Origin of the sequence: Pseudomonas trivialis (genome assembly GCF_001439805.1) — a bacterium.
GTDB classification, from domain to species: Bacteria; Pseudomonadota; Gammaproteobacteria; order Pseudomonadales; family Pseudomonadaceae; genus Aquipseudomonas; species Aquipseudomonas trivialis.
In genome coordinates this window covers 146,708-160,210 of record NZ_JYLK01000001.1, presented here as the reverse complement: position 1 = coordinate 160,210, position 13,503 = coordinate 146,708, and the positions used below count along the sequence as shown (strand labels likewise).

Here is a 13,503-nt window from a genome sequence, read left to right as displayed (position 1 = left end):
ACCTTAGATTGCGCATGCAATGGCGTAGGCGTAGGCGTAGGCGTATTCAAAATACTGGTAGATGTCTGCATGTCCCAATGATCGTCAGAGATTTCGCCCCACGGGTCATCGCTACATATAAATCCTTCGCATCAAGCGAGTCGGCATGGAGAATGACGGCGTGGTCATACTCAAGTCCCTTGACTAACAACGTCGTTCCAATCAACTTGCGGTGGTTGATCGGCCGACCGGAGTGCCTCATTTCACGCTGATACAGGACACCAGCCTCCACTAGCGTCGCAACTTGGCCATCAATATGGATCTTGATGACGCTGAAGAAACGATAGAGCAAATCACGGCGATAGGCTGAAGTTTCAGGGTTACTCTTTAATGCATGAAAAAAAGCCTTGAGATTGCTGCTGGACGGAACAGTCAGATAGTCATTTGCCGCCTGGAGTACCAGCGGATATTTGGTAGTTTGGCGAAGCTTGGTCACCTCGCCTCGTCTAGTGCCTGCCGTTAACGTGCCAGGTACGCCTGTAAAGCATTTCATCGCAAACGTCACAGCGAGCAGAAAGCCATCCTGAGCGCTCTTTACAGCCCCTAGCTTTTTAAAGAATAAGTGCAGATCTTTCCCTTCGATTTCCTCGATTGACGAAAAGCGTCCGGCCATGGATTTTGCCAAGAGATGCGTTTTGTTCTTGGACTGCTGATCGCCACCGTGCAGGGCGATGACGCTCTCATTATGGTTCAACAGCCCACACAGCGCTGAGTACTGTTCAGCGACTAGATACTCGGGCTGGGTGTGGGCACTGATTACGCTTGGTGGCAGTTTGGCAAGAAGGTCAATCTTTTGGCCGAGCTCAATCTTTCGCCTTGTCTCTTTTAGCCACTCGCCAAGGGCTGGACTCTTCGCGTTGATCCACCGCCAAGGGACCTCCAACTGTCCCAAGCAATAAAATTCGGGATAGATGCTGGCTTCCCAATCAACGGGCTTGCCGTCGTCAAAATCGAATATGGCTTGCAGGGGGTCACCCAAAATCCGGCTCGGGAGGAACTCCGCCAGGCTACACACCAGATCGTGTTGCAGGTCTGAGCAGTCTTGATACTCGTCGACGTAGAGACCTATGTAGCTTGACGACACCGCCTCACGGATGAACCTTTTGCCCAGCAAACGGGTGCAGCACTCGTACAACTTACACCACTGTTTACTGGTCGGGTTTTCAATTTTCCACCCTGATGCCTTCGGATATGCCAAACAGAGGCGAAGTGCCCAACTCGCGATCGTATCGACTTGGTACTGGGAACCGCGAACGCCCAAGTTTGCCATCTTCATTTTTATCGAGTTCACGCCGGCAAAGGTGTGCGTCAGGATAAGCTGCCGGCCGCTGGACGCTCGCACCGCCATTGCGATGAGATGAGTCTTTCCAAACCCCGCTGGCGCGATTACATAGCCCTTGGAGGTACAGTCGTTGAGCTTGATTGCGAGGTCTTCAGACACGCTTGGCCCACTCCCAAAGCCTTCCCAACTCTACGGCGAGATTTGTTTTGCCGAACATGGGATCGTTGAAAGCAGCACTCACCGACTTGAACCACTGATCGCCTCTAGTAGTGTCCTTGAACCACCCCGCACTCTTTGCTGCAGCACCAATTGCAGTCCGCAGCTTGGGGCTATCCCGCCACTCGCTGATGTCAGGGTCGAGCACGTCCTGATACTGCGATCGCACTTGATCGTATACCGAGTAGAAAAGTTCGACTCCGGCAAGCGTCAAACTGGCAAGTACGGAAGCCCAGGGTAGATCTGCAAAAGCCCGTTCCTCAAGCGAAAGTTTGTCGCTCCAGACGTAGGTGGGAATTCCTAACGCCACAAGCCCAGCAGCATCAGCGGCTGAGAACTGCTTCTCGGCATCGCCATCAGCTAGCACCGACACGTCATAGCCAAGTTTTTTGAAAGCAATGGCCATGCCCTTCACTTTGCTGGCTCCCTTGGCGTCCAGCAACGCCACACCGTGATACGACAATGGATCTTGCCCATTCTCGAGTTGGTGATCGTCAAAGCCCCTTATGAAACCTACCTCGGTAGCGCCTTCACATACGACGACCTTTTTGGCCAAGAATGCTTCAGCGCTAGAACGAATCTTCCCCTGAACCTCATGCTCTTCGAGGCCCTTCTCGGCAGCAGAGACGATCGTCACGACCCCGCCCTTGCTGTGGACGATATGAAGGTCCTGCACCGTGAGTTCGCGAAGCACCATGGGCGAATGAGTGGTTAGGAAATACTGCCCACGTTTGTCCTCCCTAATGTGCTTGACGAGACGCGTAATGCGATGGGGCTCGAGGCCGAACTCCAACTCATCGAACAAGGTGATATGGCCTTCCTCCAGACCTGCTTTCTGGATTCCACACTGAAGCATTCGGCGAGATCCCAGACCTAACTGGCGTAACGGGATTTCGCCGTCATGCAGGGAAAGACCGCCAACTTTCAGGTTGATGGACGCCAAGTCGAGATGGGCCTTATAGGCATCAAGTACAGGGATACCCAAGAGCTTCGCAATCTCTTGTGATTTGGTTGCTGCATTGTCGAAGTTTGTCAGGGTGACAGCGCGGTCGACGTCGAGTGAACCTCTCGCGGTCCTCGATGCATTGGCCAATAGCTCGCTCAAGCTCTGCGCCGCGGTCAGCTTGGCAAGAGCAGTTCCGTTTGCCCAGGAAAGCTCTCGTTCACTAAATACTCCGATGAGGCCCACGCCGACCTTGTTTCTGTCTGCCTGCTTGAACTGCACTCCGTCAGGATTGCGATCACACACGACTGTCCACTTCGGCTCCAGGTCCTTTTCGACGGTAAGCCGGGCGGTCACTACGCTTTCAAAATGATCATCTGGCTCGTCATGAAGCTTCTGAGCTGCAGCATCCCAGCCCCTCAGGTGAAGTCCGTACTTATTGAGTGCACAGAAGTCATCTGCCAAATGCCCAATTGTGATCTCAATTACAATGGGATCAGCGATCTTGCATTGGTAAAAATCTGAGTCGCTGAGAGCAAGATTCCACTGGGGATGGAACGTGTAACGGATGGCTTCTAGGATGGTGGACTTTGAGGAGTCGCCCTTGCCTATAAGGCAAAAAATGTCGGCTGTTGGCACGTTCCAATCAAGCGCTTTCACCCCTCGAAAGTTCTTGATCACGATCTTTCTGATTTTCACCGACCGGTATCCTCTGATCGTCATCTATGAGTGAGGCGAAATCCATTAGTAGCGCCTCACCTGGCTCTAAAGGAGAGCTGCGGGAGTGGCCATTCGCCTTACCCATCATAGATGACATCCAGCGAGCCGGGGAACTCGCCGCACGAATCCGTCGAAGATCGCATTATCCCGCAGGCTTGGGGATACTTACTGGAGAGGAATCACAGCGAATGTCGATCACCCTCAGTTTTGTAATCGAACAGCAGTCATATTAGCCCTTTGCTGCTCCCTGACCACAGCCTGCTGATCTATTCGCGTCTGGATTTGAGTGTAGAGTTGAGCCCGCTCGTTGTCGCGGTCGGCCACCGTAACCACCAGTGAATACTGTTCCTTTTTCTACAGCCGAGGGATTCCAGTCACGATCCTGCATGACTACGACCACAACCCACTTCTCGCCGGGTAACGGCGTGGTTGTACTCAAGGTCTTAGGCCCGCAACGTTGCTCCAATCAGCTTGCGATGGTTGATCGATAGCTCCGAATGCCTCATTTCGCGGTGATAGAGATGACCGGCCTCCAGCGTCGCGGCTTGGCCATCAGTATGAATCTCCAGCACGTTGAAGAAGCGATAGAGCAAACCACGGCGGTAGGCTGCTGAGCACCCTAGATTCTGTAATTAAACCGCAGTCATCTTGGCCCCTAGCTGTTCCCTGACTACAGCTTGCTGATCTATTCGCCTCTGGATCTGGGTGGAGATTTGAGCCCGCTCGTTGTCGCGGTCGGCCAAGCGCTCCCCGTGGCTTGTCGCCTTGGGTTGTATATAACTTGAATGGTTTCTAAGCCATGTACTTTGGACTTAAGCGGCTGCAGAGGTTGTCGTGACGTGTGAATGAGTTTGTTGATGTCTTCGGTCAGGATGCTATAGGATCAGATCAGGAGATGGCATTCCTCCTGTAACCGCCTTCGTGCTGATGATGCCTACGTGAACCCTAGACAGGGTGCGTAGGTGCGCTCCCTGTCCCAATCGAGGATAGGACATGATTCCCCATCTCATATCTTTCTGCATACCAAGCCTTCGCGGTTTCTCAGTTCTATCGCAATTTATTGGTAGGGATTGAAGCGATGTTGAAATCACTGTTTGCGATAGCCGTAGGAGCTTCCCTCGGCGCCTGGATACGCTGGGGATTAGGTATGCGACTGAATGCTCTGTTCCCGACAATTCCTCCGGGAACAGTCATAGCCAATCTTGTTGGGGGGTACATCATCGGTCTCGCGCTAGCATTCTTTGCTTCGACTCCTTCGGTCAGCCAAGAGTGGCGCCTCCTGATCATGACTGGCTTTTGCGGCGGTCTTACAACCTTCTCTACGTTTTCCGCAGAAACGCTGACGCTAATTCAAGAAGGTCGAATTGTCTGGGCGTTGGGAGCCATCGGCATCCATGTCACGGGATCGCTGGTTATGACTGCACTCGGACTGCTGACATATCAATATTTGAGCTCAAGCTGAGGTGCTAATCATGAAAGGCTTCCTGGTCGTTTTCTTTACTCAACAAAATCGCCGTTATAAAGGAAAAATGTTGGGGGATTGGGTTGTAGACCTGGCGAAAGATCTGGGGCTTCGGGGGGCCACTCTTTCAACAGGCATTGAAGGCTTCGGCCAAACAGGTAAATTACATTCCGCGTATTTTTTTGAGATGGCTGATGAGCCGGTGGAAATTCAGCTCGCCATCACGGAGGACGAGTGCGACAGTCTTTTTCAGAGATTAGAGGCAGAGCAGATTAGCCTGTTCTACATAAAGTCTCCCATTGAGATGGGCTTTGTCGGTCAGGGCGAGATTGAGTCACACCAACCAAAACCCGCTAAAGATTTGGGGTGAGCTAGCTTGATGCTATTCACGGAAATGCCCGCCGACAGAGCATCTTCCCTGACCAAGCCTGCGGCATCCGTAACAAGATTTTACATTTTCATCGCAGCTCGCTAAGATCGATCCATTGGAGATGGCATTCCTCCATTAACCAACCGCTGCGCCCGTAGCAGCTGATGATGCCTACAGAAACCTGATCAAAACAGGTCTGTAGGCGTTCGCGCTCAGAATCCCACTTTTGGTCAGGCCCACTTACTTTTTGTGGCTGGCCAAATGTCTAAACTTCGACGACCTGAACAACTCGACTTACTGCCCTACATAGCAAAATGGCTTGCGCTTGCAGGTCTCGTGGCTCTGTTGGCGGGTTCTGCCTCTGCGCTATTCCTCTTCTCTTTGGATCACGCCACGCAATGGCGGGAAACTCATCGCTGGGCGATCTGGCTACTTCCTGTTGCTGGCTTCGTCGTAACCGGCCGGTGAAGTCACCTACCTGATCCCAGCCATAAGGGCGATTTTCTCCACTTAAAAATACGTGGACACCATCGTCCTTATCGTCAGGATTGCCATGCGCCAACGAAGCTCTTATTCCAAATCTTTTAAAACCCAGGTCGTTCAGGAATGCCTGCAACCTGGCGTCTCGATCGCCAGCGTAGCCTTACGGCACAGCATCAACGCCAACCTGGTTCGCAAATGGATACCTGTTTATCGGGATCATCAGGTACCCGCTTTACCCGCTTTCGTTCCGTTGAAGCTGGAGCCCGGCATCCAACCCAATCAGCAAATGTCTGTCAGCATCGAAGTCCCTTTTGGCCAGCAGACGCTCACAATAAAGTGGCCATCCTCAAATCCCGAAGGGTGCGCCCGATTCATCCGTGGGCTCACTCGATGATCCGCATCGACTTCATCTGGCTCGCCACCGAACCCATGGACATGCGTGCCGGCACCGAGACTGCGCTTGCCAGGGTGATCACGGTGTTCGGTGCGGCGAAGCCGCACTGCGCTTATCTGTTTACCAATCGCCGCGCCACTCGAATGAAAGTGCTGGTGCATGATGGGTTTGGCATCTGGCTGGCGGCTCGCCGATTGAACCAAGGCAAATTCCACTGGCCAGGCATTCGCCAAGGCCCTGAGTTCGAGTTGAATACCGAGCAACTTCAGGCCTTGGTGCTGGGTTTACCCTGGCAACGCATGGGCAGTGGCGGTGCGATCACACTGCTTTAAAAAGCTGAAATTGGCGCCTTGGCCTACTGCTGCAAGCGACCTGCTTTGGTAAAATCCAAGGCATGACTTTTTCTCCCGATCTCGATCAAATGTCCTCCGACCAACTGCGCGCCTTCGCGGCGCAGTTGCTGTCGCAAGTCGAGACCATGGGCAAGAAGATCAACCGCGACCAAACGGTTATCGAGAAGCTGACCCATGAGATCGCGCAGCTCAAGCGTTTCAAGTTTTCCAAGCGTAGCGAGCAGATGAATCCAGAGCAGGCCAGCCTGCTTGATGACCTGATCGATACCGATATCGCCGCGATTGAAGCTGAGCTTCAAGCCTTGCAAGCGGCTCCAACGCAGCCTGAGAATAAGCAAAAGCCTAAACGCGCGGCATTGCCGGCAGAGTTTCCGCGCACGTTGATCCATCACGAACCAGACAACACTCACTGCTCATGCGGCTGCGCGCTCAAGCGTATTGGGGAGGACGTCAGCGAGAAGCTGGACTATACGCCCGGCGTATTTACCGTCGAGCGCCATGTCCGTGGAAAATGGGTCTGTGATGACTGCGAAACGCTGATCCAGGCACCCGTCCCCACGCAGATCATCGACAAAGGCATCCCCACTGCCGGGCTGCTGGCTCAAGTGATGGTTGCCAAATACGGTGATCATTTGCCGCTGTATCGCCAGGAAAAAATCTTTGGTCGGGCTGGCTTTGCCATCCCGCGATCGACCTTGGCCCAGTGGGTCGGCGCCTGCGGTGTGCAGTTGCAACCGCTGGTTGATGCCCTGCGCGAAGTGGTGCTCACCCACGGCGTGGTGCACGCCGATGAAACACCGGTACAGGTGCTCATGCCGGGCGCGAAGAAAACCCATCGTGGCTACGTCTGGGCCTACGCGACCACCGCATCAGCCGATATCAGCGCAGTGGTGTACGACTTCAGCCCAAGCCGCTCGGGCGAGCATGCGCGCAACTTCCTACAAGACTGGAAAGGCAAACTGGTGTGCGACGATTTTGGTGGCTACAAGGCCAGTTTCGCATTGGGCGTCACCGAAATCGGTTGCATGGCCCATGCCCGGCGCAAGTTCTTCGACCTGCATGCCACGAACAAGAGCGCGCTCGCCGAGCAGGCACTGCACTCTATCCAGTTGCTATACGAAATCGAAAGTGAGATCCGCGACCTGAAGCCAGATTTACGGCGACGAATACGGCAAGAAAAAGCCGTCCCCGTGATGGATAGGCTGCACGCCTGGATGATCGCCCAGCGCGAGCTTGTGCATGATGGCGTGACCATCGCCAAGGCTCTGGATTACAGCCTGAAACGCTGGCCAGCATTGTCACGTTATCTGGATGACGGCGCGGTGCCTATTGATAACAACCACATCGAGCAACAGATCCGGCCATGGGCTCTTGGACGCAAGAATTGGCTCTTCGCAGGATCGTTGCGCAGCGGCAAACGCGCGTCGGTGCTGATGAGCCTGATCCAGTCGGCGAAGCTCAACGGGCATGACCCATATGCTTACTTGAAAGACGTTCTGGCGCGACTGCCAACACAGCGTGCAAGTGACATCGCCGAGCTGCTGCCGCATAAATGGGCTCCGCAGGTGATGTAAATCTGAATGCATCCTCTTGGACGAGCCGTCAGTTGCATTGAACTACGATGGGTAAATGTTGATTAGGGGGTTTACTTTTCAAAGGCGATTCAATATAAATTTCACCCCGGCGCACACTCACTGTTGTGCCCTTTGATATTAACAGGAGGATGCTATGTCACCGTTAAACGTGATGAAGTTCTAAACGATCAAACTGTCACCCCCTCGCTCGAAAACCTTGAAACACGCTGGTCTCAACGTTGGCAGCTCGAAGGCACGTACGCCTTTGACCACACAGCCCAACGCGACGCCGTGTTCTCCATCGATACACCCCCGCCGACGGCCTCAGGCTCGTTGCATGTCGGTCATGTCTTCAGCTATACCCACACAGATATCATCGCTCGATTCCAGCGCATGCGAGGTAAGGCTGTGTTCTACCCTATGGGGTGGGACGACAACGGCTTGCCTACCGAACGCAGGGTCGAGAATTTCTATGGCGTACGTTGCGACTCGCGGGCAGCTTATCAGCCTGATTTCAGGCCACCTGAGCCCATTCCATTAAAGCGAGGTGACTTTACTGTCATCAGTAGGCGCAACTTCATCGAGTTGTGCCACGAACTGACGGCCATTGATGAGCAAGCGTTCCGTGCACTCTTCGTGCAACTGGGCTTGTCCGTTGATTGGAGCCTTTCATATGCCACCATTGATGAGCGCTCCCAACGAGCGAGTCAGCGCGCTTTGCTTCGTAACTATCAGCGTGGCGAACTTTATAGCCAGGAAGCCCCATGCCTGTGGGATGTAACGTTCCAGACAGCGGTGGCTCAAGCAGAGCTTGAAGAGCGCGAGGTCGCTGGTGCGTATCACGAACTCAGCTTTGAGACGGCTGATGGCGCCGCATTGAGGGTTGCTACCACTCGGCCTGAGCTACTGATGGCATGCGTGGCGCTGGTGGCTCACCCGGACGACGTTCGTTATCAGGCTCGGTTCGGACAATCCGTGCGCTCGCCGATTTTTGACTTGGACGTACCGCTGCTGGCACACCCTTTGGGTGATCCTGACAAGGGCACCGGCTTGGTGATGGTCTGCACCTTTGGCGATCTTACCGATGTGATTTGGTGGCGGGAGTTGCAGTTGCCAACGCGGTCAGTACTGGGAAAAGATGGGCGCCTGTTGCTTGAGACGCCCTCCTGGTTGACGACACCCCGCAGCCAACAGGCCTATGCAGGCTTGGCTGGCCGTAATTTGTCCCAGGTTCGCACACAGCTTGTGTCGATGTTGCGCGACTGCGGCGCCATGCAAGATGAACCCCGACCGATTCAACACGCGGTAAAGTTTTTCGAGAAAGGCGATCGGCCTTTGGAAATTCTCGCCACTCGGCAATGGTACTTGCGTAATGGCGGACGCGACGCAAGCATGCGGGACTTGTTGCTTGCCTCTGGCCAGACGCTGGACTGGCATCCGCAGCACATGCTCAGGCGTTACGAGCATTGGGTAGGCGGTTTGAACGGTGATTGGCTCATCAGTCGTCAGCGCACGTTCGGCGTACCGATTCCGTTTTGGTATAGGCTGGATGCACAAGGCGAAGCGGACTACAGCGCGCCGATTATTGCCTGCGAGAAAAGCCTGCCCGTTGATCCAAGTCTGGATACTCCGCCTGGGTATCGACCCGAGCAACGTGGTCAACCCATTGGTTTTGTTGGCGAACAGGACATCATGGATACCTGGGCCACCAGTTCCCTGACGCCTCAGATCGTCGGAGGCTGGGGCGAGGACGACGCGTTGTTCGCCAAAATATACCCCATGGATCTCAGGCCCCAAGGTCACGACATAATCCGCACTTGGCTATTCTCGACACTGGTACGCAGCCATTTTGAACACGGTTGCGTGCCATGGCGTAATGTCGCGCTCTCTGGGTGGATTCTTGATCCCGACCGTAAGAAAATGTCTAAATCCAAGGGTAACGTGGTAACCCCTCAAGCCTTGCTCGACCAGTATGGAAGCGACGGTGTGCGCTACTGGGCAGCCTCAGCGCGGCTCGGCAGTGATACAGCCTTTGAAGAACAGCAGATGAAGATCGGCCGCCGTTTGGCCGTCAAGCTGTTCAATCTATCAAGGTTGGTTCAAGGCTTTGCGAAGGATGACAACGGGGATATCGACCAACCGCTGGATCAGGCCATGCTTAAACGCTTGGACGGCGTAGTCCAGGACGCTACGTTCGCGCTGGAGGCGTACGACTATAGCGTGGCGCTGTCGCGTATCGAAGGGTTCTTCTGGTGGTTTTGCGATGACTACGTCGAATTGGTCAAGCGTCGCGCCTACCGACCAGAAGGCCATTCGGCCCGTAATGCTTTTGCACATGCACTGAGCGTGCAGCAGCGACTGTTTGCGCCATTTCTGCCATTTGTGTGTGAGGAAGTCTGGCAATCTTGGAATTGCGGCTCAGTGCACAATGCGTCTTGGCCGCAAGGGGATGCTTCTCCTGACGCGTCTATTGAAAGCTTATTGATGAGTGTTAGTGCCGTGCTATCTGCGATTCGCAAAGCAAAATCTGACGCCCGCCAATCCATGAAGGCTTCGGTAGCACGTGTTGAACTGGTTGACAGGGCTGCGCAGCTTGAAATGATAAAAGGCGTTCGCCAAGACTTGATCGAAGCAGGTCAGGTTGAGGCTTTGGTGTTTATAGAGGGAACTGAGCCGCAGGTCGGTGTATGGCTGAAGTGACGTAGACTTAAGGGCAAGTCAATTCGCGGGGCGATCAAGGAGATCGCTTCGCGAGCACGCCTATAGTCGTCCATCAAACACTTGGTTCATATGCCAGATAGAAAATATGGCGTAGTGGTTTGACCTGCAACCAGATCACATTCCGTCAGGCATCTCAGTAGTAAGAACTCCTGCCTGCCTAGATTGTTGCCGTCAGAGTTTTCGCCTTGGGTGGGTTTACCAACCGCTTACGCTTCGTCGTGGGGCTCGCCTACCATCTGATGGGTAAACCGGTTGATGCCGGAAACAACCTGATCATTGATGAGATCCACGATCCTAAAAAAATTATTCCTTTGCGCATGGTGCCGATGGTGCTGATCGGAACCGTGGTTTCCCACCTCTTCGGTGCATCTGTTGGACGTGAGGGTACGGCAGTGCAGATGGGCGGCGCTCTTGCCGATCAACTGACGCATGTCTTCAGGCTACGCCGAGAAGATCGTCGGGTGATTCTCATGGCCGGTATCAGTGCAGGCTTTGCCTCCGTTTTCGGCACCCCTCTTGCCGGTGCTTTGTTCGGGCTTGAGGTTTTGGCTATTGGACGCATGCGTTACGACGCGCTCTTCCCTTGTGTGGTTGCGGCCATAGTTGCTGACCAAGTGGGGCAAGCCTGGGGAGTGGTTCACACGCATTACGTCATCGGCGAAGTAGTTCCCGTGCAGCTTTGGAGCGTCATGGCTGTGGTGGCAGCAGGGATTGTCTTTGGCCTCACCGGTCTGCTATTCGCTACAGCGACCCACAAGCTCGGGGCCTTCGTTAAGCGGCTTATCACCTATTCACCATTAAGGCCCTTCGTCGGCGGCCTGCTGATCGCAATCGCTGTGTGGACACTCACTGGCAATCATTACATCGAGGTCGATAAGTACATCGGTTTAGGCATTCCAAGCATCGTCCAATCCTTTCAAATGCCAATGGCTCCTTGGGATTGGTTTGGAAAGATGGTGTTCACCGTCGTATCACTGGGCACTGGTTTCAAAGGCGGCGAAGTTACACCGCTGTTTTACATTGGCGCCACCTTGGGGAACGCGCTAGCGCCCCTGTTACATCTTCCCTTCGGCATGCTGGCTGGTATCGGTTTTGTCGCCGTCTTCGCTGGTGCAGCTAATACGCCGCTGGCAACCATTGTCATGGCAATGGAACTGTTCGGGCCTGAAATCGCCCCCCTCGCGGCCATTGCTTGTATCGCCAGTTACCTCGTATCCGGGCACACCGGGATCTATCACGCACAGCGCGTTGGTCACAGCAAGCATCACCGTCCGCTGCCGGAGGAAATCCGGCTCTCCGATATCAAGCAGTTCCACGCACAAACTAAATCTGAAAACGAGCGGAAAGTGGCTCTGGAGGGGGAAGAGAAATGACCGAGGATCGTCAAGATCGCCTGACAGCTTTGCAACTCTATTTCCCTGGCGCTAGTCGCGCTCGGGTTACCAGCTTCTGGCACCACCTGAGCGCACCTGCGCTAGCCCAGCACCTCCTTAAAGTTGCTCAGAAAGCAAAAATCGAGCAGGTCATGCTCAAGACGATTTCGGCAGGTTATTTGCCGGGGCATCGCATCTCGCATCATCACCCGGAGCTGGGTGATATGCGTCACCCCCAGTGCCTGGAACTGCTGGATACAGAGGACAAGCTGCGCGCCTTCCTGCGCGATCACGCTGACGAATTACGCAAGGTGCGAGCAGTCCTCCTGTTATGCGAGTTACCACTTAGTGACGCGTCGTAATTCAGCTTGAAGAAACAGCTCGTAAATGAAGATGCATGGTCGACCGAAGCATCGGTCGCTCTTGCAACCTAAGAGGATTTTCTATGAAAGGCTTTCAACTGACGTTTTTCACTGAACAGAGTACCAACTACCAGCACCTTCCACTGGGAGAGTGGTTGGTCGAATTCGCCAAGCGAGAGGGCGCGTTGGGTGCGACGTTGGTGAGCGGTACAGAGGGGCTAGATCATTTGGGGCATTTGCATACGGCGCATTTCCTCGGCGGTGCCGACCATCCCGTCACGGTGACTATATCCACTGATGAAATTGGGTGCGACAGGTTGCTGGAGGCATTGGCCAAGGAGTCGTTTTCACTGAGCTATATCAAACTGCCCATCGAATACGGTCGAGTGGGCCAGGCGAAAAACTAAAAAACGCACCTTGTTGGACAACCAATAAAAAGGATAAGCGCCATGTACCGAGTTTATAACCTACGTCCACAGCCAGCCCCTGCTAACTGGGCTCGTGACAACAAGCCGCTTCTCGTAGGACTGGTTTTCTGGTCACTTTTTCTGGCCGGCATCGCAGGCAGTCAACAGGTCTCGAGCGAGGGGTGGTACATCGTCACCTCGCTCGAAGGCGCATTGGTCACGCTGCGTATGCCCAGTGAGAAGTCCTGCAAGGCCGACGTAGCCCAGACCTGCGTACCGGGCTACAAGCTGAGAGCACAGCAACGTTGAGCGCGATGGCGGTTGGCAATCCAAAGATGAGATCGCGAAATGGAGCTCACCGACGTCGGCTCATCAAAATCATTTTAGAGAATTGGGAGACCACATGAGCGCAGTGACGCTGAGCATAGTATTCGGGCTTGTGATGGGCAGGTTTTTCACAGGATCCGTCTATGAGTTCGCCGCGCTTTTCATCGTAAGCGTTGGAGTGTCCTTGCTGACCTTTCATCTGCTAAATCAAAGGCGCGTCAGGCTACAAGCCCAGACGGCGTATTGCTGCTCTGTAATGGTTGCTTCAAACCAAATGATGGAGCTTTTCCAGATGGCAAAAAGAGGGCAGTTCATGCCCTTGGTGGGAGAGATTCCTGAACTAATTATTGGAGGCTTCTTGGTTCCCGCAATTGCGGTGTCGGCAGTGCAGCTGTTCAGGATACTCATGGAGGGCTGACGTCCGACATAGAGGCCTCTCAACGGTTTCACATCGTTAATGACGTTCCCGAATCGTTA

The 13,503-nt window shown here is 54.1% G+C and carries 13 protein-coding genes, 1 pseudogene and 2 riboswitches; of the genes and pseudogenes, 12 read left to right on the top strand and 2 right to left on the bottom strand.

The genetic code is table 11. The annotated features are described in order from the left end of the window. Positions 1 to 46: 46 nt before the first annotated feature. Together TU79_RS00730 and TU79_RS00725 are read right to left on the bottom strand one after the other, a co-directional pair. On the bottom strand, positions 47 to 1,480 hold the full coding sequence (locus TU79_RS00730) for a UvrD-helicase domain-containing protein (protein WP_053481446.1): 1,434 nt from the start codon (positions 1,478 to 1,480) through the stop codon (positions 47 to 49). Continuing rightward, positions 1,473 to 3,179, bottom strand: coding sequence for an ATP-dependent nuclease (locus TU79_RS00725; protein WP_057006708.1), 1,707 nt, complete (start codon positions 3,177 to 3,179; stop codon positions 1,473 to 1,475). Before TU79_RS00725 ends, TU79_RS00730 begins: the two co-directional genes overlap by 8 nt. Before the next feature lie 903 nt (positions 3,180 to 4,082). Further along, a riboswitch (Fluoride riboswitch) is annotated at positions 4,083 to 4,144 on the top strand. Between the two features lie 134 nt (positions 4,145 to 4,278). On the opposite strand from TU79_RS00725, the gene crcB reads away from it, so the two are divergent. The 12 genes and pseudogenes from crcB (at position 4,279) to TU79_RS26225 (ending at position 13,444) form a co-directional block, all read left to right on the top strand. After that, entirely contained in the window at positions 4,279 to 4,662 is a 384-nt protein-coding gene (crcB, locus tag TU79_RS00720; RefSeq protein ID WP_057006259.1) for a fluoride efflux transporter CrcB, read from the top strand. Between the two features lie 10 nt (positions 4,663 to 4,672). Beyond that, positions 4,673 to 5,032 (top strand): DUF190 domain-containing protein, encoded by a 360-nt coding sequence (locus TU79_RS00715; RefSeq protein WP_057006707.1) that lies wholly within the window; start codon positions 4,673 to 4,675, stop codon positions 5,030 to 5,032. 108 nt (positions 5,033 to 5,140) lie between these two features. Next, positions 5,141 to 5,213, top strand: a riboswitch (Fluoride riboswitch). Positions 5,214 to 5,293: 80 nt separating this feature from the next. Further along, positions 5,294 to 5,488, top strand: a pseudogene (locus TU79_RS26775) (voltage-gated chloride channel protein); the annotation flags it as partial. A 97-nt stretch (positions 5,489 to 5,585) separates the two neighbouring features. Further along, positions 5,586 to 5,909 carry an IS66-like element accessory protein TnpA gene (gene tnpA / locus TU79_RS24930; protein ID WP_082638311.1) on the top strand — a complete coding sequence of 108 codons (324 nt, stop codon included), beginning with the start codon at positions 5,586 to 5,588 and terminating at the stop codon, positions 5,907 to 5,909. Then, entirely contained in the window at positions 5,906 to 6,241 is a 336-nt protein-coding gene (tnpB, locus tag TU79_RS26490) for an IS66 family insertion sequence element accessory protein TnpB (RefSeq protein WP_057006258.1), read from the top strand. The genes tnpA and tnpB overlap by 4 nt, the downstream gene beginning before the upstream one ends. A 62-nt stretch (positions 6,242 to 6,303) precedes the next feature. Next, entirely contained in the window at positions 6,304 to 7,836 is a 1,533-nt protein-coding gene (gene tnpC, locus TU79_RS00705; RefSeq protein WP_057006257.1) for an IS66 family transposase, read from the top strand. Between the two features lie 123 nt (positions 7,837 to 7,959). Continuing rightward, entirely contained in the window at positions 7,960 to 10,536 is a 2,577-nt protein-coding gene (gene valS / locus TU79_RS00700) for a valine--tRNA ligase (protein ID WP_346239429.1), read from the top strand. Positions 10,537 to 10,796: 260 nt separating this feature from the next. Next, positions 10,797 to 11,930, top strand: a complete 1,134-nt coding sequence (locus TU79_RS00695) for a voltage-gated chloride channel family protein (RefSeq protein ID WP_082638336.1) — start codon at positions 10,797 to 10,799, stop codon at positions 11,928 to 11,930. Beyond that, the gene (locus TU79_RS00690) at positions 11,927 to 12,292 is read left to right on the top strand and encodes a hypothetical protein (RefSeq protein ID WP_053481451.1); all 366 of its coding nucleotides are present in this window, start codon (positions 11,927 to 11,929) and stop codon (positions 12,290 to 12,292) included. The genes TU79_RS00695 and TU79_RS00690 overlap by 4 nt, the downstream gene beginning before the upstream one ends. Before the next feature lie 83 nt (positions 12,293 to 12,375). Then, positions 12,376 to 12,699: a DUF190 domain-containing protein gene (locus tag TU79_RS00685; RefSeq protein ID WP_053481452.1), complete on the top strand. Its 324-nt coding sequence runs from the start codon at positions 12,376 to 12,378 to the stop codon at positions 12,697 to 12,699. 42 nt (positions 12,700 to 12,741) lie between these two features. Continuing rightward, entirely contained in the window at positions 12,742 to 13,008 is a 267-nt protein-coding gene (locus TU79_RS00680; protein WP_057006255.1) for a hypothetical protein, read from the top strand. Between the two features lie 94 nt (positions 13,009 to 13,102). Beyond that, the gene (locus TU79_RS26225) at positions 13,103 to 13,444 is read left to right on the top strand and encodes a hypothetical protein (protein ID WP_057006254.1); all 342 of its coding nucleotides are present in this window, start codon (positions 13,103 to 13,105) and stop codon (positions 13,442 to 13,444) included. Positions 13,445 to 13,503: the final 59 nt, after the last annotated feature.

Bases quoted from the DNA above. Each gene is read 5' to 3' on its own strand.
- TU79_RS00695 (WP_082638336.1), top strand. From the start codon at position 10,797: ATGGGTAAACCGGTTGATGCCGGAAACAACCTGATCATTGATGAGATC.
- tnpC (WP_057006257.1), top strand. From the start codon at position 6,304: ATGACTTTTTCTCCCGATCTCGATCAAATGTCCTCCGACCAACTGCGC.
- TU79_RS26225 (WP_057006254.1), top strand. From the start codon at position 13,103: ATGAGCGCAGTGACGCTGAGCATAGTATTCGGGCTTGTGATGGGCAGG.
- TU79_RS00685 (WP_053481452.1), top strand. From the start codon at position 12,376: ATGAAAGGCTTTCAACTGACGTTTTTCACTGAACAGAGTACCAACTAC.
- TU79_RS00690 (WP_053481451.1), top strand. From the start codon at position 11,927: ATGACCGAGGATCGTCAAGATCGCCTGACAGCTTTGCAACTCTATTTC.
- tnpB (WP_057006258.1), top strand. From the start codon at position 5,906: ATGATCCGCATCGACTTCATCTGGCTCGCCACCGAACCCATGGACATG.
- TU79_RS00715 (WP_057006707.1), top strand. From the start codon at position 4,673: ATGAAAGGCTTCCTGGTCGTTTTCTTTACTCAACAAAATCGCCGTTAT.
- tnpA (WP_082638311.1), top strand. From the start codon at position 5,586: ATGCGCCAACGAAGCTCTTATTCCAAATCTTTTAAAACCCAGGTCGTT.
- crcB (WP_057006259.1), top strand. From the start codon at position 4,279: ATGTTGAAATCACTGTTTGCGATAGCCGTAGGAGCTTCCCTCGGCGCC.
- TU79_RS00680 (WP_057006255.1), top strand. From the start codon at position 12,742: ATGTACCGAGTTTATAACCTACGTCCACAGCCAGCCCCTGCTAACTGG.